This is a genomic window from Bacillus infantis, from assembly GCF_050107595.1.
In the GTDB taxonomy this organism is placed as follows: domain Bacteria; phylum Bacillota; class Bacilli; order Bacillales; family Cytobacillaceae; genus Bacillus_AB; species Bacillus_AB infantis_C.
The window spans coordinates 467,130-491,634 of sequence record NZ_JBNILH010000001.1 but is presented as its reverse complement, the minus strand read 5'-3'; the positions used below and the strand labels follow the sequence as shown (position 1 = coordinate 491,634).

Annotated in this window: 23 protein-coding genes; 2 read left to right on the top strand and 21 right to left on the bottom strand. The window is 45.8% G+C overall.

The features are described from left to right. Nucleotides 1-72: 72 nt before the first annotated feature. The 15 genes from ACQCVH_RS02425 to ACQCVH_RS02355 all read right to left on the bottom strand — a co-directional run bounded on the left by ACQCVH_RS02425 (nt 73) and on the right by ACQCVH_RS02355 (nt 16,030). The gene (locus tag ACQCVH_RS02425; RefSeq protein WP_257991805.1) at nt 73-393 is read right to left on the bottom strand and encodes an MTH1187 family thiamine-binding protein; all 321 of its coding nucleotides are present in this window, start codon (nt 391-393) and stop codon (nt 73-75) included. A 95-nt stretch (nt 394-488) separates the two neighbouring features. Continuing rightward, nucleotides 489-1,655, bottom strand: coding sequence for a YqgU-like beta propeller domain-containing protein (locus ACQCVH_RS02420; RefSeq protein WP_426834282.1), 1,167 nt, complete (start codon nt 1,653-1,655; stop codon nt 489-491). Between the two features lie 124 nt (nt 1,656-1,779). Next, the gene (locus ACQCVH_RS02415; protein WP_426834281.1) at nt 1,780-2,967 is read right to left on the bottom strand and encodes a M14 family zinc carboxypeptidase; all 1,188 of its coding nucleotides are present in this window, start codon (nt 2,965-2,967) and stop codon (nt 1,780-1,782) included. A gap of 109 nt (nt 2,968-3,076) precedes the next feature. Further along, a complete protein-coding gene (locus ACQCVH_RS02410) occupies nt 3,077-4,954 on the bottom strand; it encodes an LTA synthase family protein (RefSeq protein ID WP_426834280.1) in 1,878 nt (625 codons plus the stop codon). 370 nt (nt 4,955-5,324) lie between these two features. Beyond that, complete coding sequence (locus ACQCVH_RS02405) at nt 5,325-6,290, bottom strand: ROK family glucokinase (RefSeq protein ID WP_426834279.1); 966 nt, start codon at nt 6,288-6,290, stop codon at nt 5,325-5,327. 18 nt (nt 6,291-6,308) lie between these two features. Further along, nucleotides 6,309-6,512 carry a YqgQ family protein gene (locus ACQCVH_RS02400; RefSeq protein WP_426834278.1) on the bottom strand — a complete coding sequence of 68 codons (204 nt, stop codon included), beginning with the start codon at nt 6,510-6,512 and terminating at the stop codon, nt 6,309-6,311. A gap of 315 nt (nt 6,513-6,827) precedes the next feature. After that, complete coding sequence (locus tag ACQCVH_RS02395) at nt 6,828-8,285, bottom strand: spore germination protein (protein ID WP_257991811.1); 1,458 nt, start codon at nt 8,283-8,285, stop codon at nt 6,828-6,830. 387 nt (nt 8,286-8,672) lie between these two features. Next, complete coding sequence (locus ACQCVH_RS02390) at nt 8,673-10,205, bottom strand: rhomboid family intramembrane serine protease (RefSeq protein WP_426834277.1); 1,533 nt, start codon at nt 10,203-10,205, stop codon at nt 8,673-8,675. A 226-nt stretch (nt 10,206-10,431) separates the two neighbouring features. Next, a complete protein-coding gene (locus tag ACQCVH_RS02385; protein WP_224899072.1) occupies nt 10,432-10,623 on the bottom strand; it encodes a hypothetical protein in 192 nt (63 codons plus the stop codon). An 83-nt stretch (nt 10,624-10,706) separates the two neighbouring features. Beyond that, entirely contained in the window at nt 10,707-11,498 is a 792-nt protein-coding gene (locus tag ACQCVH_RS02380) for a DUF92 domain-containing protein (protein WP_426834276.1), read from the bottom strand. Beyond that, nucleotides 11,488-12,045, bottom strand: a complete 558-nt coding sequence (locus ACQCVH_RS02375; protein ID WP_426834275.1) for a 5-formyltetrahydrofolate cyclo-ligase — start codon at nt 12,043-12,045, stop codon at nt 11,488-11,490. Before ACQCVH_RS02375 ends, ACQCVH_RS02380 begins: the two co-directional genes overlap by 11 nt. 143 nt (nt 12,046-12,188) lie before the next feature. Continuing rightward, complete coding sequence (rpmG, locus tag ACQCVH_RS02370; RefSeq protein ID WP_022544192.1) at nt 12,189-12,338, bottom strand: 50S ribosomal protein L33; 150 nt, start codon at nt 12,336-12,338, stop codon at nt 12,189-12,191. 113 nt (nt 12,339-12,451) lie between these two features. Continuing rightward, on the bottom strand, nt 12,452-13,027 hold the full coding sequence (locus ACQCVH_RS02365; RefSeq protein ID WP_426834274.1) for a hypothetical protein: 576 nt from the start codon (nt 13,025-13,027) through the stop codon (nt 12,452-12,454). A gap of 59 nt (nt 13,028-13,086) precedes the next feature. After that, the gene (locus ACQCVH_RS02360) at nt 13,087-15,333 is read right to left on the bottom strand and encodes a glycosyltransferase (protein ID WP_426834273.1); all 2,247 of its coding nucleotides are present in this window, start codon (nt 15,331-15,333) and stop codon (nt 13,087-13,089) included. Nucleotides 15,334-15,379: 46 nt separating this feature from the next. Beyond that, nucleotides 15,380-16,030: a DUF4912 domain-containing protein gene (locus tag ACQCVH_RS02355; protein WP_426834272.1), complete on the bottom strand. Its 651-nt coding sequence runs from the start codon at nt 16,028-16,030 to the stop codon at nt 15,380-15,382. Nucleotides 16,031-16,353: 323 nt separating this feature from the next. On the opposite strand from ACQCVH_RS02355, the gene ACQCVH_RS02350 reads away from it, so the two are divergent. Both ACQCVH_RS02350 and ACQCVH_RS02345 read left to right on the top strand, forming a co-directional pair. After that, nucleotides 16,354-16,725, top strand: a complete 372-nt coding sequence (locus ACQCVH_RS02350) for a hypothetical protein (RefSeq protein ID WP_426834271.1) — start codon at nt 16,354-16,356, stop codon at nt 16,723-16,725. Beyond that, nucleotides 16,722-17,243, top strand: a complete 522-nt coding sequence (locus tag ACQCVH_RS02345; protein ID WP_426834270.1) for an endolytic transglycosylase MltG — start codon at nt 16,722-16,724, stop codon at nt 17,241-17,243. The genes ACQCVH_RS02350 and ACQCVH_RS02345 overlap by 4 nt, the downstream gene beginning before the upstream one ends. 94 nt (nt 17,244-17,337) lie before the next feature. Here ACQCVH_RS02345 and phoU read toward each other — a convergent pair whose 3' ends face one another. From phoU to ACQCVH_RS02315, 6 genes are all read right to left on the bottom strand, one after another. Then, nucleotides 17,338-17,997 carry a phosphate signaling complex protein PhoU gene (phoU, locus tag ACQCVH_RS02340; protein WP_426834269.1) on the bottom strand — a complete coding sequence of 220 codons (660 nt, stop codon included), beginning with the start codon at nt 17,995-17,997 and terminating at the stop codon, nt 17,338-17,340. 53 nt (nt 17,998-18,050) lie between these two features. After that, nucleotides 18,051-18,878: a phosphate ABC transporter ATP-binding protein PstB gene (gene pstB / locus ACQCVH_RS02335; RefSeq protein ID WP_426834268.1), complete on the bottom strand. Its 828-nt coding sequence runs from the start codon at nt 18,876-18,878 to the stop codon at nt 18,051-18,053. Nucleotides 18,879-18,973: 95 nt separating this feature from the next. Next, on the bottom strand, nt 18,974-19,852 hold the full coding sequence (pstA, locus tag ACQCVH_RS02330; RefSeq protein WP_009794880.1) for a phosphate ABC transporter permease PstA: 879 nt from the start codon (nt 19,850-19,852) through the stop codon (nt 18,974-18,976). Further along, nucleotides 19,852-20,826, bottom strand: coding sequence for a phosphate ABC transporter permease subunit PstC (gene pstC, locus ACQCVH_RS02325; RefSeq protein WP_426834267.1), 975 nt, complete (start codon nt 20,824-20,826; stop codon nt 19,852-19,854). Before pstC ends, pstA begins: the two co-directional genes overlap by 1 nt. Before the next feature lie 52 nt (nt 20,827-20,878). After that, nucleotides 20,879-21,868 (bottom strand): PstS family phosphate ABC transporter substrate-binding protein, encoded by a 990-nt coding sequence (locus tag ACQCVH_RS02320; RefSeq protein WP_426834266.1) that lies wholly within the window; start codon nt 21,866-21,868, stop codon nt 20,879-20,881. A gap of 461 nt (nt 21,869-22,329) precedes the next feature. Then, nucleotides 22,330-24,498, bottom strand: a complete 2,169-nt coding sequence (locus ACQCVH_RS02315) for a peptidoglycan D,D-transpeptidase FtsI family protein (protein ID WP_483964303.1) — start codon at nt 24,496-24,498, stop codon at nt 22,330-22,332. Between the last annotated feature and the right edge of the window lie 7 nt (nt 24,499-24,505).

The following is a 24,505-nucleotide window of genomic DNA, read 5'->3' as shown; positions in this document are numbered from 1 at the left end:
TTCTGCCCTGCAGCAAGCTTTTTTTATTTTCACAGAAAAACAGGACTGCTTGAAAGCAGCCCTGTTTTTCTCTTATTCCAATTCCTCCAGGCGGCTTTGCACCCTAGCCACCTTGTCTTCCATCTTTCTTGCAACATCGCGCCTGTCATCTATCCGGATGTTGGTTGCAGCACGTGCAAGCCCTTTTTCAAACGGCACTTCATGCATCGCTTCGATAACCTTGAATAAATCCGGCAGCTCTCCTTCAATAAGCGTGCTCATAGGGGTCAGCTGAAACCTGATCAGCCCTTCGCTTTCAAACTTCTGCAGGACTTTTTGAATATCTGCCACATATGCACTGACACTTGGCGAATCAGTTCCGATCGGAATGATTGTTACATCTGCAATAGCCACTTACATCACTCTTTCAATCATATTCAAAGCCTCTATAGAGCAAAGAGGTTTCATTTTGTATTGTAGACCTTTCCTTATTTAAACGAAAGGGAAAACTATTCTTTGTTCACAAGATCAACCGTTGTTTTATCAGTCATATTCAGAAGCTTTTCAAAATAAAACCCGTACAGGCACCAGCTGCCTTCAGGAGAGCAGCTCAAAGGCTCGTTTTCCATCTCCTCGAATATAGTATCCCTGGTCTGTTCATCAGGGTTGTAGCTGATCAGCCTGAAACCTTCTGCGTAGGCATCTGCTTCTGCACTGTAAAGCGGTTCAAAGGTATAAAAATTACCGGCAGATTGATCATATGCATAGTAAGGAACCAGCCAATCCGAATATCTTGTCAAATGAGGCATTGAAAAAGAAGATACAAGCTGGAAGCTATCGTCATAGAAGGTATACTCTGCCATCCCTTCCTGCTCCTGATCGACAGAAAGAGCCACAATGCCTTCAGGCAGGGCTTCTGCTTTAATCAGATCATCAAGGACAGTTTCGGCCTCTCCATTCAAAAGCCCTATCGCTTTCATAGGAGCAAAGAGAGAAGGGCTTTGCTCGCTCCAATCCAGGTAAAACAAATTATCCTTGGAGATCCATTGGGCAAAAGGCTCAGGCAGTTTAATCTTTTCAAGCTTCTTCTCGCTGATCTGGAGGCGGTACACCTGAAACTCCCAATCCTCATTGAACACTGAAAGCAGGAGGCTGTTCTCGTCAAAAGGATTCCATTCAACTGCAAGCTCATACAGCTCCATGGTTTCTTCAGCTAATTGGGCTCCTTTGTGATCAATGATGGTTATGGTACTTTCATTGCCGGCATGCGGTGACTGGATGAGCAGAAATTTCCCTGATGGGCTGACTGTTACAGCAGCGATCGAATCTTCACCCTCATAGATTGTTTGCTGTTTCCCTGATTTAATATTATGGGTAATCACTTTTGTTCCTTCCTGTCCCGCGACAGTAAAGGCAAGTATGTTCTTTCCAACCCATCCGTTGATGGACTGGATTTCCCCCTCTTCGACGGTTACAGGCTTCACTTTGAATTTTTCTTCCTGTTCTCCCTGCCCCTTATCAGCTGTCTGAGGCGCCGATTGATCTTTCCCATTTTCCCCGTTATCCCGGCTGGCAGGTTCGGGGCTGCACCCGAAAAGGAAGAGTGTGGATAAAGCAAATATAAACAGGAATGGGCCTAGAAACTTAAAAAATTGGTGAGAGTCTTCATATTTCATTCCACACATCCTTTTTCCCTTCTGAGGCTATAAATGGTTTCCAAGTAAATTTATCTTTTATGTTACAAATATATTATATTTTAATAACAATAAATTTTAAACCGATAATCGGCGAATATATAAATTACATATATATGGAAGCGAGGAAGATGCCGAGCGTTTCTTCATAAATTTCATCAAACTGTGACAAAGGAAGCGGATTGATCCCTTTTCCCAATTCAATCGTAAAACCGGGTCTGTCGAATTCTTTTATAAACCAATCCTTGTATCCTGCAAAACTGTCTACATACTGGATGGGCTCATAGCCGCTCACCCTCTCAAACTCGCTGGCAAGCACGGCAGATTCAGGCGGCTCCAAGCCCTCGTATCCCCAATAAAATTCTTCGCCCTGGGTATGATATGCAAGCATCCTGCCAAAGTCCCGCTCCCGCGCGAGTGCCGCCATCGCTTGAGCCTCAGGTTCTGTCAGAGGTGCGGTTCCCGGAAAATCCCTTGGTGCTGGCCCCTTCTCTTCCTTCCTCTCCTTTTCAACCTCCCACTTGGCCGGAAATTGATTATTCAGGTCAACTCCCCGTATATTCGCTTTCCAGCCTGTAAAATCCAGGCTGCCCCTGTTGATTTCTGCCAGTTCTCCTTCCATTCCCCCGGGAGGCCCTTGCAGGACCAGGTTCACCCCATCCGGGTTTACCATCGGTACGATGGATAGATCGACTGAATCATACAAAGGAAGTGTCATGATGCCCCTTATCGGGGTGCTGTTGGTTAGAGACAGCAGGAATGCGTTCAGTTGGAGCATCAATACAGATGATGTAATCCATTCATTAGCATGGAATGAGGCATTCAGGTGCACCTTCTTGCTCCCATTGCCCAGCCTGATTTCATAGAGGGTCTTCCCGAGGACACTTTCCCCTGCTGAACCTACCTTTATGAAGGGAAAGATGTCTGCAAGCTCCCTGATATCAGTTTCAAGCTGCCCAAATGTATATTTTCTCCGCCCATCTACAACCGGGGAAACTGCTCTCACAGGAATCAGTATTTCCTCTCCGGGCTGAATCCTGTTTGGGTTGACATCCTGGTTCAGGAGAAGCAGGGCATCCACTGAAAGGCTGCGGGAGGCGCTTATTTTCCAGAAGGTATCATTTTCGCGGATTATATAGGATTGTACAGTAAAGCCGGGAATCGCTATTTCCTGGCCGATCTGCAGCCTCGCTGGATCCACCCCGGGGTTGGAATCAGCCAAAAGGCCTGCGGGCACCATAAAAAGACTGCTGTAATACCAAAAAGAATCGCCTGATCGGACTGCTACTTTCATGAAGATCCCCCTTTCCATCTTCTCATATGTATGACGGAAAGAGGCCAATCATTACAGTCCATAAAAGAAGGAGCTGCATTTTCACTGGCAGCCCCTTTTTTCTTGTGATTCAATTATTGCCCTTGTGTTTGATATACGGAGAATCCTCATAAAACCTTAATAGGTCACCATAAATAATTTTATCGGAATATTCAAGTTCATTTTTCGCTTTCTCTATATATGGCTCACAGGCTGCTGCGTCCGCCGGTTCGGCGGTTTCCTTGCTGTAGCAGGTGTCCCGGGTATAAATGTAGTCTTTTGTAATGAAGCTGCCATCCCTGAGCACTGTAAACTCCTGGCGGTCATTTGCAAACAGATCTGCCCCAAAATCGATGTCATTCCTGGTATCTATGCCGAGGAGATGGAGTATGGTCGGCTTTAAATCGATCTGACCAGACACTTTCGAAATCGTTTTTCCCTCCTGGCCGGGAATGTGAATGATGAGAGGGACCCTCTGCAGCTGGGTGCTTACAAACGGAGTAACCTCTGTACCGAGGAATTCTCCCATCGCTTTATTATGGTTCTCTGATATCCCGTAATGGTCACCGTATAGGATGATGATGGAATCTTCATATATGCCCTCATCTTTAAGCTTCTGAATGAAATTTTTAATGGCTTCATCAGTGTAGCGGACAGTCGGGAAATAGTTATCAACTGTCTTGTTGCCGGACGTATACGGTTCAATGAACTGATCTTCTTCCCCAAGCTCGAAAGGGAAGTGGTTGGTCAGTGTGATGAATTTTGCATAATAAGGTTCAGGCATTTCCTTTAAGTGCTGTATCGACTGTTCGAAGAAATCGATATCTTTCATCCCCCAGCCGACTGAATTGGTCTCAGTCACCTCATAATCCGGAAGAGAATAAAAACGCTGGTACCCAAATGAGTCATACATGATATCCCTGTTCCAGAAGCTCTTATTGTTGGCATGGAGTGATGCTGTATAATATCCGTTCTGATTCAGAATTTCAGGGGCAGCGGCAAATTTATTCCCGGAATGTGTGAAAAATACTGCTCCCCTGCTGAGAGGATAAAGGGAATTATCCACAAGGAATTCAGAGTCAGATGTTTTCCCTTGTGCTGTCTGATGGTAAAAATTATTGAAATAGTAGCTTTCTTTTATGAAGTCATTTAAAAAAGGTGTGATTTCCTGCCCGTTGACCTTTTCATTGATGACAAAATTCTGGGTGGATTCCATTGAAATAAGGATGACATTCTTCCCTTTGGCAATGCCGAACATATCATCCTCCGGGGGAACATAGCTGGCGCGCGCATAATTGCCTATGTCTGTCAATTCGCTTCCATCAGCCAAGGCCCGCTGTGCTGACGATTTTGACTGCAGGAAAACGTCGTAAATATGATAATTATAGGTGCCGATATTCTTGACCAGCATTTCCCTGTCAAAGGTTCGTGTCAGCAGCTGGGGACGCTCGGTTTCTGCAAGCCCTAAATTAAAAAAGGCAATGGCGACGGCCGCCAGGAAAAATGCCCTACGGTTCTTTTGGGAAGGTTCGCGGTACACCAGGCTCTGAGGTCTGAACATCATGATGATGGCCAGAATAATGAAATCTGCAAAATAAAGCAAATCAGTCAAGTTAAGCAGCTCGCTCACACTGCTTCCAAGATCGCTCATATTGCTCGTTTGAAACAGGACCGGGACCGTCAGAAAATCATTGAAAAACCGGTAAAAGACCACATTTGCAAAAAGGACCGCTGATATAATGAAGCTGGAAATAATAATATACCTGACCTGGTTTTTCTTCTTCATAAAAAGCCCGAATCCCAGTACAAACATCAAAAAGCTAAGTGGATTGATCAGCAGGATCAATTCCTGTTTGAAATTCTCAATTTTTATATCGAAGCTAGTTTTATAGGCGATATAGGTTTTAAGCCAGAGCACTGCTACCGCAAATCCAATCAGGTGGAGTGCAGGCCATCTTTTATTCCCCATGATATACCTCCCTGCATTGCCGAATGAAAGACAAGCATCTGCTAAATTATGGAAACAACAAAGATAATCTTAATGCTTTCTCAATAAAAAATCAATTTTACCTTTACATTTTGAATGTATAATAGGTTATTGGCTGATCCCTTCTTACCCATCTTATTAGACGTTTCAAACAATGAAAGGTTTCTGGTTTGTCCTGTTCCGCCAAAAATGCTTCTATAGTCTGATGACTGTCTCCCGCCATAAGGGGACTTTTTACTTTGATTTTATGGTTTCCTTTTTCCCCATCCTTAAATCGCAGAAATTCTTCCTGTATCTCCTGTTTTCATCACAAAAAAAAAGCCTTCTGCAGAGGCAGAAGGCTTTTTTTTGATCATTTGTTTTTGATAAGCCAGGCAGCGCCAATGACCCCGGCGTCATTGCCAAGAGTGGCAATATCGATCGACGTGGACTCGGCAACCCTCGGAAAAGCAAAGCGGGTAAAATGGGCTTTGACCGGATCCAGCAGTATGCTTCCGGCTTTGGAAACGCCGCCCCCGAGTACGATTTTCTCCGGATTGAGTGTATTGGCTATATTGGCCATTACAAGCCCCAGATGGAAGGAGACTTCTTCAATAACCTTGCCGGCTGTATCATCGCCCTGTCTGGCTGCATCGAAGACATCTTTAGCAGATAAGGATCCATTATTCCTGTGCAATTCATGCAGCATGCCTTCATCTTGTCCCTTTTTCATCTTGTACAGCGCAATCCTCACAATACCAGTAGCAGAAGCGATCGTCTCCAGGCAGCCGGTTTTGCCGCAATTGCAGGGGGCACCGCCTTCAGGAATGGCGGCAATATGACCGATTTCCCCGGCTGCTCCGCTTGTTCCCTGGACTATATCCCCGTTGGCGATCACCCCACCGCCTACTCCAGTTCCAAGTGTGACACACACAAGGTCTTTAGCGCCATCCCCGGCACCCTTCCACATTTCACCCAAAGCGGCACAATTGGCATCATTGTCTATGATGACCGGCAAAGAGGTTTCCACTTCAAGCAAATCCTTTAAAGGATAATTATCTTTCCAGCCAAGATTCACAGTATTATAAACGACACCTGAAGCGAGATCTACCGGGCCAGGGGCTCCCATGCCGATACCGGCAACATTCTCCTTGCTGTGATCCAGTTCTTCAAGCTTTTGGTCGATTGCTTTGGCAATATTAATGGTAATATTCTTGCCAAAATTAGAATTATCAGTCGGGATCTCCCATTTGTGAATGATTTCTCCGTAAAAATTTAAAAAAGCCAATTTGGTTGTCGTTCCTCCCAAATCCACTCCGATCAGCCATTTTTCAGCCATTTTTGTCACCTTTTCCTTCTATCGTTTGTTTTTATGAAGCAGCTGCCTTTCATGCCTGACGAGCAAAATGGCAGTCTGAAAATCCTTTGGGTCAATCAGCTGGGACTGGCGGAGCTCCATCAGCTCCTCTTCCATCAGCTCAAGGTCAGCCGACCTGTCGCCAATGTAAATGAATGTCCCATACTTTTTTAAAAATTGCTGTACATCATAAATGCTTTTCATTCTCAACCCTCTTACTATTGGTTTGCTTTCATATTTTTGCAGCGGTTACATCACTAAAAGTATAATCGAAAAACATGGCTATCTCAATGGAAAACCGCAGCTTGAGGTCTTTTTAAGATGGAACAGGACAGTTAGTGGCACGGCCAGCAGTTCAGGGTGCCTTGCAGACCTGACGGCACGAGATAAAGTTTCCCATTTCGTCTCCCAAACCATTAGGTTTATTCATTCGGCTGCGGTAACAAAGTTTCACACAAAAAAGCCAACTAAAAAAGCCCCTCCAACTAAGAGGGGCTTTTGCCGGTATCCCTGCATCCTTCAACGATCAGGATCTTTAGGATGGAGAAACCGCGGACGCCTGTTCTTCAGAGGAATCGGCGATCTGAGCAGGACATCCCTGAATGCCCTTAAATTAAACGGAAGAAACGGCCATAAGTATGGGACGCCAAATGAATTAATTCTCGCGAGCATAAAGATCAGCAATGTTACAGCAAGTATGAAACCATATTCATGGAATGCTGCTGTGGCCAGCAGCAGAAATATTCTAACAAGCCTGTTGGCAAGGCTCATTTCATAGCTTGGAGTTGAAAAGGTGCCGATTGCCGCGATGGCGAGGTACAATACAACCTCATTAATAAACAATCCCACCTCCACTGCCACCTGTCCGATCATCAGTGCTGCAACAAGCCCCAGGGCTGTTGCAAGTGCGGAAGGCGTATGTATGGCCGCCATCCGGAGCATATCGAGCCCAAGCTCTATAATCAGGAACTGCAGGATAAGGGGCAGCTCCCCCATTTCATTCGGACCGATATAGGCGAGGCCTTCCGGAAGCAATTCAGGCTTTATGGCCAGCAGATAATAAAACGGAAGCAGGAAGATTGATGCCCAGACAGCCAAAAAACGGACGAAACGCAAATATGCCCCAATCATTGGCTTGTTCCTGTACTCTTCTGCATGCTGAAGATGGTGCCAGAAGGTGGTCGGGGTGATCATCACGCTTGGCGAGCCATCGATCATAATGCATACATGGCCTTCGAACAAGTGGGTCGCTGCTGTGTCGGGGCGTTCAGTATATCTGACCATGGGGAACGGGTTCCAGTGCCTGCCTGAAATGAACTCCTCAATTGTTTTTTCTGCCATTGGGAGGCCGTCCGTATCAATCTTTGATAGTGCTTCCTTTATTTTCTTCACCGTATCCGGATCGGCAATGTCCTCGATATAGCTGACCACAATATCAGTCTTTGACCTTCTCCCTACCTGCATATATTCCATGCGCAACGTACGGTCACGGATCCGCCTCCGTGTTAAGGCTGTATTGAAGACGAGTGTTTCAACGAATCCATCCCTTGATCCCCTGACAACCCTTTCCGTATCAGGCTCTTCCGGCCCCCTGACAGGATAGGTCCGCGCATCAATCAGGATCGCTTTTTCCACTCCATCTGCAAGCAAAGCAGTAGGGCCTGACAGTACAGCATCCACAACCTTATCCAGATCATCCAGGGTCTCTACCTCAACATACGGGATGTAGGTTTTGACAAGCTTTGCCAGGGTGTCCCCTTCCAGCTGTTCTTTATCCAGGCTTGAAAGCAATTTCATCAGATAATGGAGAATATCATCTTTTACAAACCCATCAACCAGATACAGTGCCATTTCCCTTTCAGCATATTCCACATTCAGCTGAATCACATCAAAGCTTTTATCAACCCCAAGCGCCTCTTTCAGATAGGCTGTATTCTCCCGGAGAACGGGGCTGACACGCTTTTTCGTTTCTTCCATCTTCAACACATCCTGACAATATGAACATATTATTCCAAACAATAGTCTCATCATAGACAATGGTTGGAAAAAACATACTATGCCGGAAAATTATCCACTTTATCTTTAAGAAAGACTCACTTGTGCAGTTATCCTGACAGGCTGTACTGCAGAAACAAAAGCGCAAGCGCCTTGATCACCCCTTAAGGAACACAGACTAAAACGCCACGTTCTGTGGCAACGTCTGCATGACCAGCTTCCTGGGTGACTCAAGACGGAACTCCCGGAAAGGCGTTCTTTGGGAGATGTGGCTTGTGACCTCGGCGCAGCTGCTGGACTTTGATCAAGAATTGATAAATCCACAAAACTTACAATTTATAATTTCCTATACAACAAAAAAGCACAGCTTTATTCAAGCTGCGCCTCAGTCCTGCTGATTTCAAGCAGGCGTTTATAATCCTCTTGGGAAGGGTTCAGTTCAATAGCCTGCTCTGCATACTCTTTAGCCTTTGCCGGATCCTGCTCATTATAGGATATAACGGCAAGGTAATAATACGCCCCATCCAGATCCGGATGCTCATTGACAAGCTCCTCGAGCCTTTTCTTCGCTTTTACTGCTTCTCCTCTTTCCAGCTCCAGATAGGACAGAAGGAGCTGCATTTCAGCAGAAGAGCTTTCGGAGCCTTCCACCTTTTCACTTACAAGGCTGTATGCTTTTTCATATTCCCTGTTCTTGGTATATTCCTGTGCCATTATGAATACAGATTCCTCATCAAGCTCCCTGTCAGGACTGTAGCCGTATGAAAGCCCGGTATAAATAACGGCAGAAGCCAGAACAAGGAAAAGGAGCTGTATACCGTATCTTCTTTTTCGGGGCAAATTGACCATTCCCGCTGCAAGGAACCCTCCTGCAAGGCCGCCAAGATGACCGGCATTATCAATGCCCGGTACAGAAAAACCAAAAAGCAGATTGATGCCGAGTACAATCAGGATGTTCAGCCCCATGGTCCTGAAAAAGAGTTTGGGCTGAATCAGGCCAAAATAGAGAAGTGCCCCGAAACAGCCAAAAATGGCCCCGCTTGCACCAGCAGAAACACTTGAGTTGAACAGAAAGCTGGCCAGGACGCCCATGAAGCCGGCCAATATATAAATGAACAGGAATCGTGTGCTTCCATATATCTTTTCTACAGCTGTTCCCAGATAATAAAGGGCCAATGTATTCATGACAAGGTGCAGCAGCCCGATATGAAGCACAATCGGTGTGAAGAAACGCCACCACTCCCCTTCTAAAATGAGCGGATTGTATTTTGCCCCATATTGAATCAGCACAGAGGTTTTCTCGCTTCCTCCATTGGCTTCCAGCCAAAAGAACATGGCTGCCTGGATAAAGATAAAAAGGTAAGTGAAAATCGGCCTCCCCTGATTAAAGACTGCCTTTTCTGCTTTAACTTTATCAGCTGCTTTTCCCAGGGCAGCACGCTTTATGCTTTCAACTTCAGCTTCTTCATATTCCTGCTTTAAATCAAATGAAATGGAAGTCTTGAGAAAATCCCCTGCTTGCTTCAGTCCCTCTTCATAGCCTGCCCGGTCAATCAGAATATTGGCCACCTTCGTTTTGTCTCCTGCACCGGAAGGCAAATCAAGCCTGAATGTATAATCATCAACCGGGGGATAAGCTGTTACATATATATTTAGGATAGTCAGCTCTCTTTTTCTGACTTGCTTCCTTATGTTTTCTCCATTTGCTGCAGTGAGATCAATATCGCGCTGAAGTGAATTTCCCCAATCCAGATTTCTCCGCAGCAGCCTGACGACCTGTGTATCCTTGCTTTCCAGCTTTTCGAGCCAGATTTCATTCTGGCTCTTCGACATCTGCACAAGCCTGTAATCTTTTTCGGCTATCAAAAAATAGGCCAGCCTCCAAAATAAATAATCTTCCATGTATACCAATGCTTCCCCTACTTTCTTTGGCAACTCCGGCGCAATTATCCTCTTACACTATAGGCAATGCCCTCTCCTTTTGTCTAGCACCGGCCCCTGAACGTTCAGCAGTTATACATTTTTTCCTTATTTCCCCCCATCCTAAACAGACTTAAACAAATTGAACGGCATTTTCCCAAAATAAAAAGGCCCTTACTGGACCTTTTTCCTGACAATTCCGGCAAGCTTACCAGCTTGTATTTCCGGAGAAAACCGATTTCATCATTTTATTCCTTACGCCTGGTACATTCATCAATGAAGTAACAAACAGACGGCGCAGGACAGAGCTTCCCAGCACTATATTCACCACGCGAAAACGGTTTTGATAAAGGTAATATCCCCCTACGCCAATGGCTAATATGGAAATAATCCGTGACATACATCATCCCTCCTGAGATTATTTTTAACGAAAAACTCCATATTATCCATCCATTCAATGATTGCAGCGGGTTCCTGTATGTACTATGACAGCCAAAGCAGGCAGCCGATCCCCAGAAGGGCAGCAGCTGACCCGCTTGCAAAATTGACGGCATCGTTGGTCATCCACCTGAACCCGGTAAGCAATTCGGCCCGGCTTCCGCAATGTTTACTTTTTTCCATATCGGCCCCGCAGAAGGCACATCTGTATGAAGCCTGCCAATAGGCGCCAATAAAGGTATCCAGTATATTCCCGATGCATCCGAACAGAAAGATGGCTATCATATGCCCTGATGGAATAGAAAAAAGCAAAAATGCTCCGCCAGCTATAATAAGCGAGCCTGCTGCACCTGCAGCCGATCCAAGGACGCTGACTGCTCCGGATGTCCCTGCTGCTGCTTTTCTCCATGTCCTGATGGAGATTGGGGAGGACTTGCTCAAAGCCCCTATTTCAGAAGACCAGGTATCAGAATTGGCACTGGCCAGGGAAATAGAAAAGGCGGAAAGCCACAATATCTGCGGGTCAAACGCGTATATGATGCTGAAAACCGCAGCAAGCCCCCCATTGGCTGCGACCTGAAGCCAGTTTCTCCTCGCTCCTTTTCCCTGTTTTTCTTCCATCGCTGTTTTTTGATTCTTTTTATAAACCGACCATAAGCTGGATGTTAAAAAAAACAGCCCCAATAGAGCAAGACCCTGCCAGCCGGTTCCAAATGCTATGCATATCCCCGCTGCTGCGGCTGCAGTGCTCCCTGATGGAGCCAGAAGCCGCAGTTTCAGGCTTAGGATAGATGCAAGCAGCACAAAAGCTGACAGCCATAAAAAATCAAACATCATCAGGAGCTGTAATGATCATATCAATTTTTTTATCATGGGGCTCAACAGGCAATTCAGCAACCATTTGCATGCGGAAGGCAAGGGCAATGGTGTTCCCGTCATATCCAGCGAGCCAGCGGTCATAGTAGCCTCCCCCGAAGCCAAGCCGCAGGCCGCCGGAAGAATAAGCAAGGCCAGGGACAATCGTCAGGCCGATTTCCTCCGGCTCAATCTTTTCTGTCAACGATTCAATCGGTTCCAATAAGCCATAGTACACGGATTCCAGCTCAAGGAAGGAAGACAGCATCCTGAATTCCATCCTTCTATCCGCAGGAAAGCACTTAGGGACTGCGACTCTTTTCCCTTCCTCCCAGGCGCGGCGGATAATCTGCAGGGTATCCGGTTCAGGAAACCTGGAAACAGTTATCCCGATTGTATCTGCCTTTTTCCAGTTTTCTTCATTATATAGCCTTTGTGCGAGCTGATAGGAATATTGTTCATATTCCTGTTTAGCTATTTTCGAAAGCTTCTCTTTTACTTCATTTCTAAGCTTGTTTTTATCTGCCAAGTGAACCCCTTCCTTTCCCAGCCATTTTCTTCATCATAGCATAATCAAGGATATGGGGAGGATTATAAGATGAAGAAAAAAAGCCCGGACAAGTCCGGACTCCTGAAAATGGGCAGAAAAAAAACAGTGGAAGAATCCACTGTTTATTTTGTTTCGCGGTGCAATGTAACACGCTTCAATCTTGGGCTGTATTTCTTAAGCTCAAGACGATCTGGGTTGTTACGTTTATTTTTTTTAGTAATATAGTTACGATCACCAGTCTCTGTGCAAGCCAACGTAATGTTCACACGCATGTAATTTCCCTCCAAACTATGTTTCATCCTAGTTCGTTCATACGACTTTTCTATAATATCATTAATTCAGCTTAAATGCTAGTCCGTTTTTTCATGACTTTATAATTTTTGATTTAAACATTTCTATCCAGCGGCCTTATCGAAACAGCAGCCCCTTCATGAACCATTTCTTTTGCTGGTACAGAGATCTCCAGAAGCAGCACACTGGAACACTCCCCCCTGATCATCGGGACATAATTCAATATTCCCCTTTTTTCATGCTTCCAGATTTGGCCGTCTAAAGCAGCATTCAAAGACAGGGCCGAAAGCTGTGTCCGATTCCTGCCTGGCGAATCTGGAGAGATCAGGAACAGTTTGTTATTACATGCGTGGTAAATCGCCTCTCTTGAAGGTGAAACAAACGAAAAAGCTTCGCCCCCTGCTTTCTGATAAAAAGCAAATAATAATTTAACGGAGACAGATGATGCTTGGTCATTCACCACTTTTGCAAAAAACTCATCAGATTCTGTTTCACGCTTTTTATGGCCAAAAGAGACAGAAACTCCTTTTTCAAGATAAATGTCCCCGCCATATCCCTTTTCCTGCCAGCAGGTCCGGCCTTCCAGCCATACTCCCTGCCTGACGAGCAGCCTCCCGCCTGCCCGTCTGCTATCTTGATCTAAATCATGCAGATTGGCTGATTGTCTCATTTCCTCGCACCTTTATCCCTTCTATGTAGTTAATAGTCTGCGAAATGTACGATAGCCCGCTAAATTCTGCAGCCCAGTACACAGTCTTCCATCACCCTTTTGGTTTCTTCAGCGATCCTGTCCCAGCTGAACAGCTGCAGAGCTGCAGTTCTTCCCATGCTTCCGATCCGTTTGGCCTCTTGTTCATTGCAAAGGAGGAAAGCAGCCTGTTCCTTAAAGCTTAGAGCACTTCCCGGCTCCATCAGCAGACCTGTCCTTTTATGGCTGACAATCCCTTTTAGGCCTCCTGTGTCTGACACGATGGTTGGTTTGCCATGCATCATCGATTCCAGCGCCACTATACCAAAAGGCTCATATTCACTTGGAAAAACCGCGATATCACATAGTGAAAATAAAGCGTTGCGCTGCTCATCACCAATGAATCCTATAAAGAATACGGTCCCGGACAGCCCCATTTCTTCCGTTTTCCTTCTATAAAAATCCAATAGAGGACCTTTTCCGGCTATAAAATAATACACATCCGGAAACTCGTCTTTCATGAGGGCCGCTGCATCCAATAGGGTATCAAAGCCTTTTTCCTTCACCATTCTGCCAAGGGAGAATACAAGCCTTCTGTGCGGGTCAACTGGCAGCTGGCTTAAAACATCTTTATCCGGCTGGCGAAAATCACCAGGATGAATTCCATTGGCTATGATGTGTACAGGCTTTCCTTCGATATGAAAGATCTTTTGGATCTCCTCTCTCATATATCTGCTGCAGACAATCAGCATGTCTGCAGCTTCAGCCAGCCTGCTTTCCTTCTGATGGATAAACTTCTGGATTTCCGTATATATGCCATTATTCCTTCCATGTTCTGTTGCATGTATCGTTGCCAGCAGCGGTATACCGAGCTCAGATTTAAGTGATTCTGAAGCTGGCCCTGCAAGCCAGTCATGTGCATGAATGAGAGAGAAGCGGTGGATGCGTGCCAGCTCAAGTCCTTTTTCAGCCATAGCCAGATTCAGGCTCCCTACCCAGTACAGAAAATCTTCTTCTGCAGCAGCAAGCGGTCTCACCCGATGGACAGTGACCCCATCAGCTTTCTCCTCCATTGGCCCCCTGTCTGTTCCGGCAGTAAGAACATGAACGTCAAAGCCTTTCCCTGCAAGGCTCGAGGCTAGTCCATGAACATGACGGGAAAGGCCGCCGACAATATTTGGCGGGTACTCCCAGGACAGCATCAGGATCTTTGGCAAACTGCCCGTTTCGGCAATCTGCCCTCCTCCTCCAATTGCTGCAAGGATGGGTGATTTCCCCTCCAGTTCTTCCAGGAAGGCCTCTCCTCCCTCTCCAGCCGCAAACAGCCTCTCAAGCTTCCGGAATGCCTCAGCATGCTTCTCTGATTCCCCCCGGTAATCGGGGTGTGCTCCGGCGGTATTCAAGAAAAACATCCATTCTCTTGTCATTTGTTTATAAATCCTAAGCTCCCGGCTATTCTTCAAAGATTCTCCAATCTTCTCAAGCTTCCTTTCCTGGAAGAAGCACTCCTCCCATAAGCCGGATATCTCTTCAAAGGGAATTCCGCCAGCTTCTAAAAATGATGAGGAAAGGTGGACCCTTTCCAATTCCTCAGCTCTATCCTTGGCGGAGGAGGCTGATAGAGCAGATAGTTTCTCAAGGTTAGAAACATTGAGATCATGCAGGCTGACCGCCGGCATACCGTCATCCTTATCTTCTGTCCCCCGAAACGGATAGACAGGGACCATGATTACCCCGTGGGTAGACAAGACTTCTCTCTTCCTTCCACCCTTTGGCGCCGGGTCTGCATAGCCGATTGTCCTGCCGTTTATATAGCTGTAAAGGATGCCAGCTTCCGCAAGATAAAGGTCAAGTCCTTGCTCATAAGCCCCCTTAGGGAACCAGAATCCTTCCGGATGGATGGAAAAATAATCATTCATGATGGATATTCCAGTATCTATCTGCATTCTTATTCCATTATGAGTCGAAAGAAAAGGGAGGATTGCTGAACATGACGGGGAAGCAAGGAGCTCCAGCCGGCCGCTTTCGGCAAGCTGGCGCACAAAGAGATTCAGCCTTCCCTGATGCTTCTCCCAAATACGGAGCGCCATATCAGCCTGCTTGTCCGCTTTTAAATAGTCAGCCATTTTCTGCTGAAAATCAGGCTGATCAAGAAGCTCGAAGTAGATGGGCGTCACCGCCAGCTTCACTCCATGTTTTTCCTGTGCAGATTCGAGAAATAGAATGAACTTTTCAGTAAATGAAAAAATTTCATCCTGCATCACCCGGCTATCAGAATAAAAGTTCATGACAGGCGCTTCTGCGTATATGATGAATCCTCCTGTAGCGGCCAGTTTAAACGCCTCCCTTATCATTGGTATAAAAGCTGTAGGTGCTTACATGTTCAATCCAATTTGGCGGGAATCCAGCTTCGTGTGCTTTTAGATCTTCCTTTAGACGCCCTGACTGTTCCGCGGAATTCCTTGGTATTTGAACTGAATTGGATCTCATGAAAGGGATGAACCTACCATGGACCCTGGCTCCTGCCTCGATGCAGTATGACCGGTCAGGAGCCAGGCCTTCAAACATAATGGAGGTCTGTCCTTCAGCGGGGGCATGTTCCTGAAAGCTGTGTGCATTGCTGCCATTGAAAATAATACTGGTGATATCATAAAGCCTGATTACATCCTCCAGCTCACTTTCATGAACTTCAAAATATGAAGCAGCAAGGGTTTTCTTCATGGCTGCCGTCCTCCAAAAGGAATAGATGCTTCCATCCTGCACCTGCCAGGCAGATATCCCCTCTTCTTTCATCAAATAACCTGCGGGTACCCGGGCAGCTTCCATCACTCTATGCTTCTTTTCCTTCTCTTCCGCTTTTGAATCCGCCTCTTTCAAGTGCTTCATCCACTGATACTGAACTTTTCCGCGCGTTGTACCAAGCTCTTTTGCAATTTTTCTGAAAGAAAGCCCTTTTTCCCTTAATCTGATAATTTCAGATTGCATGGTGCACCTCCTGCCAGCCAACCTGCCATTATATGCCCTGCCGGCCCGTCTTATTACTTTCATGTTATCATTGAAACTGCGCCCCCACAATGAACGCATTTTGTCGTAATATGCGGGTCCTTTGAGCCCCTTGCACACAAGGTAAAAATATTTTCTCTGCATGAGTTTAGAACCAGTCATTACAGCCGGATTCTATTTTAAACTCAGCCAAAAGTACGGATTATGCAGATAAATACTCTTTTCCTGCTAGATGGAGTCGAATTTTGTCACGTGTAGTGGTAAAATTACTAGGGCACTAAAAAATTATTATTGAGGTGAATATAATGGGTTATGTAATGATCAGCCTGATAGCTGCGGCAATATTGCTTCTCATACTCTCGTTTTTCCTGAAAGATCCATATAAAAGCATTCGTGAAGAAATTGACCAGGTATCAATCCATCAGATACAGGAACTTTACTTAATCAAGAAAAAGCTGAAGGTGCTTGAAGAAGAGCTATTAGTAGACGGAGCTGCTGCCAAACCGGCAGGCCAGCCGATCTCTTCCGGGCAAATCAATCCCATATTGAAGAATCAGGTTCTCTCCCTTTCACAGCAAGGGCTGTCCATCGACCAGATTTCAAAGCAGTCCTCCCTTTCCAGAAACTCAGTACAGGAGATCGTCAATGAATTTTCTGCAAGGAGAGAGTACTCATGAACAGACTGACCTTGCGGGCATTTTCACTTGGGATGCTGATTACAGCCGGACTCATCGGTGCGTTTTATTTCTTTTCAAAAGACGATTATATCAATCTTTCGGATTCGAAGGCTGCCAAAGCAAGCGTGAAGGAAAACGGATATATCCTTTTGTCGGAAAAAGAATATAATGAACTAAAAGGCAGTACGGCAGAGGTAACTGAAAGCACCCAGGCAGAGGATAAGCCTGCCAAAAAAGGCGATAAGAAGGCAGACGCAGAGGAAAAGCCTAAACAAGACGAGCAAGAAAACAAAGCTGAGCCAAAAGTGATCACCTATAAAATCACAATTTCAAGCGGAATGGATACAGGTGAGATCGCAAGCCAGCTGGCTGCAGCCAAAATCATCACCAATGAGTCTGCATTTAAGCAGTACCTCATTTCCAGCGGCATGCATACAAAGATCCAGCTTGGCACATTTGAGCTGAACAATGAAATGACTTCCCAGCAGATTGCAACAGTCATCACAAAAGGCAGATAAAGAAAGGAGGATGAAGCATGGCTTCATCCTCCTTTCTTTATCTAGTAAAAGCAAAACCCTGCAGAATACAGAATTTTCTGCAGGGCTCTTTGATTTAGCTATTCAAATCATAGTGCCTTCCTTTAACGAGGTAAAACACACTTTCGGATATGTTGGTCACATGGTCTGCTGCCCTTTCAAGATAGCGGCAGATAAAGGACAGCTGAGTGATCTGCGGCAGGTATTCAGGTTTCTGCAGATTGATCTGCAGAAGCTCCTGTATCGTCTGGCCGTACAGGTCATCAACCTGATCATCCATTTCTGCCACTTCTTTCGCTTTCCTGACATCTTCTTCATTGAAAGCCTCAAGTGACATCTTAAGCATCCTGGAAGTGATTTCATACATCTCTTTAATATGGACGATCGGCTTAACATGATCCTCGCTTCCGATGCGGATGGTTGATTTCGCGATATTGACGGCAAAATCGGCTATCCTTTCAATATCAGTGGCGATTTTAATCGCCACTATGATTCTTCTTAAATCAATTGCGACCGGCTGCTGCTTTGCTATCAGAAGGATGGCAAGGTCATTGATTTCTTCATATAGCACATCAGCTTTCGTATCGTCCTCCATGATTTCAAGTGACGATTCAATATCCTTGCTTTCAAGGGCATTAATCGCCCGGAGCAAAGCCTGGTCGGCAAAATTGCCCAGTTCCATCAATTTATTCTGCAGCTCTTTCAAATCATAATGAAATTTTTCGCGGATTGTCATTTTATAAGCTCCCTTCTTTTCTTGTAAAGTGTGTTTTCCTTATTTACCGGGCATCAGCCAAATCGGCCGGTAATATAATCTTCTGTCCTCTTGTCGACAGGATTGGAGAAGATTTTATCTGTATTGGAAAACTCAATCACTTCACCATTCAAGAAGAAGGCAGTCTTGTCTGAAATACGGGCAGCCTGCTGCATATTGTGGGTAACGATGATGATACTGAATTCTTTCTTCAGCTCCTGTACAAGCTCCTCAACCTTCAAAGTAGAAATGGGATCCAGGGCAGAGGTCGGCTCATCCATCAGGATGACATCCGGTTCAATGGCGAGGCAGCGGGCGATGCAAAGCCGCTGCTGCTGGCCTCCTGAAAGTCCAAAGGCATTCTGGTTCAGCCGGTCTTTCACTTCATCCCAAATGGCTGCTCCCTTCAAGCTCTTTTCCACAATCTGATCAAGAATTTTTTTGTCGCGGATCCCATGGATCCTTGGCCCGTAGGCGACATTTTCATAGATGGATTTCGGGAAAGGGTTAGGCTTCTGAAACACCATGCCTACTTTTGTGCGCAGCTCTTCCACTTTATAAGACTTGTCAAAAATATTCCTGCCCCTGTAAGCAATTTCCCCTGAAGTCCTGACTCCGGGAACAAGCTCAATCATCCTGTTCAGCGTTTTGATATAGGTCGACTTCCCGCAGCCTGAAGGGCCTATGATGGCTGTTACTTCATTTTCATAGATATCCAGATCAATATTTTTCAGTGCATTATTATCGCCGTACCACAAGTTCAGCTGATTCGTTTTGTATACGATGCTCTTTTCATTAACAGACCCCTGGGTGCTGCCTTTTCTAACAGCTGGTGCATTCACTTTATCTTTTGTTGCATTCATTATGAAAAACTCCCCTTCATCCTATATTATTAGCTCGCCTGATTTGCTGCTCATAATAATGGGCAGGCTGAAATCCTATCAAACACTTAAGAGCCTTAATATCTTTTCTGAAATTTATTCCTGATCAGGACGGCAACAGAGTTCATGCCGATAAGAAGCACGAGCAGAACAATGATTCCTGCAGCTGCAAGCGCCTGAAACTCTTCCTGCGGCCTTCCGGTCCAGTTATAAATCTGCATTGGCAGTACAGTGAACATATCAAACACAGACCTAGGCAGGAACGCCAGGAACAGCGGCAGTCCCAGGACGACCAGCGGAGCTGTTTCCCCGATTGCCCGTGAAAGTGCCAGAATGCCGCCTGTCAGGATGCCGGGCACCGCAGCAGGCATAACAACACGCACAATGGTCTGCCACTTGGTGGCACCCATTCCGTAGGAGGCTTCTCTAAGCTCCTTGGGAACAGAGCGGATTGCCTCCTGGGAGGCTACAATGATGATTGGCAAAACAAGCAGGCTCATAGTCAGCCCGGCTGCAATTACACTTGTGCCAAACCCTGCCGCTCTTACAAATACAGTAAGACCGAGCAGCCCGAAAACGATCGAAGGCACCCCTGCAAGGTTTGAGATATTCACTTGAATGAAGTCAGTAAACTTATTTTTCTTTGCATATTCTTCCAGGTAGATCGCCGTTCCCACTCCAAGCAGAAGTGATACCGGGGCCACGACACCCATGAGCCAAATGGTCCCGATCAGAGCTGTTTTAACGCCAGCCAGTTCAGGCTTCCGGGATGGAAGGCTTTGAAGGAACTGCATATCAAGATAGCCGGCTCCTTGAGTGAGTATCCGATACAATAAGATCCCCAAAATCAATAATCCAAACATGGTGGCTGCCAGGAATATCAATTTAAACAGTACATTCTTATACAGCCTCGGTTTCATTTTGTTAACGACAGAAGTATGGTCAATCAGCTTCATCAGTATTCCTCCCTAAAGCGGCGGGAAATGAACTGGGCGAACAGATTCATTACTAGAGTGAACAGGAAGAGTGTAAATCCAACCGCGTATATGCTGTAATAGATCGTTGTCCCGTAGCCGGCATCACCCTGGCTGACCTGGACAATATAAGCTGTCATGGTTTGGATGCTGTTTGTCACATCCCATGAAAGGTTCGGGGTCGATCCGCCTGCCACTGCTACAATCATTGTTTCTCCGATTGCCCTTGATACAGCAAGCACAACTGAAGCAATAATACCCGATAATGCTGCCGGCAGGACAACCTTGAAGGCCACTTCAAGCTTAGTCGATCCCATGGCAAGAGCCCCTTCCCGCATCGCACGCGGAACCGAAGACATAGCGTCCTCTGAAAGCGAAGCTATCATCGGCGTAATCATGATGCCGATCACTATTCCCGGACTCAGGGCATTAAAGATTTCAAGAGAAGGAATCATATCCCGAAGGATTGGCGTTACAAATGTCAGTGCAAAAAAACCGTAAACAATCGTCGGTATGCCTGCCAGCACCTCAAGGATCGGCTTAATGATCCTTCTGGTCCTGTCAGATGCATACTCACTCAAAAAGATGGCTGATGCGAGGCCGATCGGCACCGCAACTATAACCGCAATGGCGGTAACTTTCAATGTTCCTGAAACAAGCGGCAGGATGCCATATGATCCCTGTGATTCAGAGAAAGGATACCATTTCCGGGCTGTCAGAAATTCTCCGAGGCTTACCTTGTCAAAGAAGATGAATGTTTCTACAATAAGAGTCATGACAATGCCGATTGTCGTCAGCACTGAAACTGCAGCTGTCAGCAGCAGAAGCCATGGTACGAGTTTCTCTATAATGTTTCCTGCATTTTTCTTTTGCTTTTTCGCCTGAATCATTTCCTGGACGGAAAATGTGTCCGATGACTTTAATAGTGCCAAAATGAAAACCCCTTTCATCCGCATAGCAAGATGAGAAGCACAGGTGACGCGCTTCCCATCATAAAATTGTTAAATATTATTTAAGGCCTTCTAATGTTTTCATTGCCTCATCATATTCTTCATCCTTCAGCTTTACATAGCCTACATCTTCAGAAAGGACGCCGGCATTTTCAATCGTATATTTTACAAACTCATAAACTTCTTCATTTTTAAGCGATTCGTTTTTCACATAAGTGAAGAGCGGCCTTGACAATGGTGCATATTCTCCGCTTTCTACTGTTTCATTGTTCGGTTCAACCGGGCCGTTTCCGCCGTCGATCGGAACAACCTTCAAGCTGTCTTTGTTTTCAGCATAATAAGCATAGCCGAAGTAGCCGATTGCGTTCTTGTCGCCTGTTACACCTTGAACCAGTACATTGTCATCTTCAGAAAGCGTAGCTTTTTCAACGATAGGCGCTTCATCTAGGATTACTTCATCAAAGTAGTCATATGTGCCGGAATCTGTACCTGGTGAATAGAATTTAATTTCCTCTTCAGGCCAGCCTTCACGGATATCGGACCATTTTTTCACAGACCCATCTTCAATCCACATCTTCTTCAGTTCTTCAACAGTCAGGTGGTCAACCCAGTCATTGTCTTTGTTCACTACAACAGAGAGGCCGTCATTGGCAAGCTTGAATTCTGTGTATTCAATTCCTTTGCTTTCTAGTTCTGCTGCTTCTTCTTCTTTAATTGGGCGGGATGCGTTGCTCAAATCTGTGTCCCCGGCGATGAATGCCTTAAAGCCTCCGCCGGTGCCTGATGATGCAACAGAAACTTTTACTCCAGGCTGTTCCATTCCGAATTCTTCAACGACAGCTTCCATAATAGGATATACAGTAGAAGAACCATCGATATTGATTTCGCCTTGAAGCTGCTTATCTTCATCACTTGCTTGCTCTGTGCTGTTGCCTCCATCTGTTTGGGAACCATTTGTTGTTCCTTCTTCAGAGTTGCCGCAAGCTGCTGTGAATGCTAGCACTGCCCCGATCATTGCTGATAGTGCTAAGTACTTAAAGCTTTTCATTTCTTTATTCCCCCTAAGAGATTTGGTTGTTTTGTCCTACGAGTATTAGAATAAGGCTTTTCTATTAATCTGGTTTTAACTAAATGTAAAGCTTTTGTAAATGAGGTCTCCTTTTGTGTTAAAAAGTCGGATTTGAGGGAATGATGATATATTTGAACATACAAAAAAGCCTGTCCCCGGAGAAGACAGGCTTTGGATTATATTGAAAAGCTATGTGGCTGCTGATTTTTGTTCCAGGCACTTCGGCTTCCGCGGGGCGGAGTTAAGCCTCCCGCAGGACGTTGAATCTGCTTCTTCGAATTGCCTCGCACGAGAAAAATGCGCATGCATTTTATGAGGAGTCTTCGTGCCTTGCACTCCAATCAAGATGATTTAAAATATTCATGAACAAGCCAGCAAATGATTCTGGCTCAATTGTTTAAAACTCTTTCTGAATCCGCTGTAATGAACTTAACCCGTTATTACAGGCCAGCTTCTTCACGGTCAGCTTCCTGGCCTTCTTTTACGTCTTCAATATTCTCCACTTTTTGGACTGCTTCTTCTTTATCTTTATTTTCTTCTGCACGCTTCTTCTTTAGATCGAAATAGGCATCAAGTACACGCTCGCCGATTTTTTTGTTGGCTCCATGATCGACGCTTCCCTGGTAGGCCCATGGGACCAGAACAGCCAGGGCTACCTCAGGATTGTCTGAAGGCGCATAGCTTACAAGGCTCAGGTTCATGGTTTCAGGCGGTTCTTTGCCGAAATCCTTCCTTCTAGGTCCATCGTAGAAGGCCTCCGCTGTCCCCGTTTTCCCTGCCGGCTTATATGTTTTCCCTTTTCCTCCAAAGTTCCCGTATGCTGTGCCGCCCGGCTCCTGCATGACCCTTCTGAAGCCTTCCTGGACGCGTTTCATCCAGTTTTCTTCTATATCAAGCCTGTTCAAGACCTTCGGCTTGATTTCCTCGAGAATGGGACCGAGCTCACTATTGTCCATCAGAGGCTCTCGGATTTCCTTGACGATATGAGGCTTCATCCGGTTGCCGCCGTTGGCGATGGTGGAAACATACTGGGCAAGCTGCATATTGGAATAGGTGTCATACTGCCCGATTGCAAGGTCAAGCATGAAACCAGGCTTGTCGCTCATCCCCTTGAATCCGGTCTGCTCATTCGGCAGATCGATTCCGGTCCTTACCCCCAGGCCGAACTGCGCAAAGGAATCCCGGATTGTATCAAACCCTTCCTCATTGAGCGGGAGCGGCCTGTCCGGCTTATAGACACCGCCACCGATCCTGATGGCTGTCTGGAACATATAGACGTTGGAGGAATATTTCAGCGCATTAATATCATCAAGCGGCCCTAAGTTCTTCCATGACTTTTTAATAGGAGTGCCTTTAATTCGCAGAGGCCCGTCGAAGATGACTGACCCCGGCTGGATGACCCCTTCTTTATAGCCTGTAAGGATGGTGGCCCCTTTTACGGCAGATCCGACATTATAGGTTGTCGTAATATTCCCCAGGGCATCATCCTGCATCTCGCCATCAGCGATTTTCTTGCCGGCCATGGTCAGAATTTCCCCGGTCATTGGATCCATCAGGACTGTATATGCCCGGTCAAGAAGTGCGGTTCCAGGGGAACGCTTGGCAGCCCTGAGCTCTTCCTCAAGGATTTTCTCCACTTCCTTCTGAAGTTCCATATCGATGCTTAGGACCAGGTCCTTGCCCCTTTGGCCCTCGCTGATTGTTTCAGTCTTTAGAAGGTTTCCGCCTTTGTCGGTAATATTTTTAACCTTTGCTTTCTGGCCATGAAGAACATCCTCATATTGCAATTCGATATAGCTTTTCCCGACCCTGTCGTTGCGGCTGTAATCGCGTGCCAGGTAATAATCCACCTTTTCCGCAGGCAGGCCTTCATCTGATTTTGAGATCCTTCCCAGCACCGATTGCAGCGTGCTGCCAAAAGCATAATATCTTTCCCAGTCGGTTGTCGTGTCCACCCCGGGAAGGAATTGAAGATTTTCACTGACAACTGCAAATTCTTCATTGGTAACATCTTTATTTTTCACGATCTGCGGAGTCAATGCATATCCGCTTGTGAAATCTCTGTAGATCGCCAGGATTTCAAGATCTTTATCTGTAAGGGAGTTCAGCTCTTCCTCCGTGATGCGATCCAGTTTCAGATCATATACTTTTTTATTGAACTCTTTATCATCTTCATATTTTTCCTTTAAGGCATCAAGCTCTTTTTGTGATACTTTCGCATCTGCCTTCTCCTGGTTCTTCATGATCCAGTAGTCTTTCTTATCCCTCTCCTGGACTTTTTCTGTATCCTTCTGAATCAGGCTTGCCAGATTTTCCGCTACCTTGAGCATTTCCTCCTGGCTTGCGCCTTTATTAGTGTAAGTGATGGCATTCTGCGGCGTATTGTCGACAATCACCTTGCCGGTGCTGTCGAACATCTTGCCCCGGGGAACAGGGTTATTGACTGTCACGTCCTCCGTTCTCTCAATTTCCCTTTTGTAGTCATCCCCATACACAATCTGAACGACGCCAAGGCGAAGGATCAGCATGGAAAACAGCAAAAATACAGCAAAGAACAGCATGTTCAGCCTCATAGGCACATGGTTCTTCTTTTTTCTCTTTTTATTCAAAACAGCA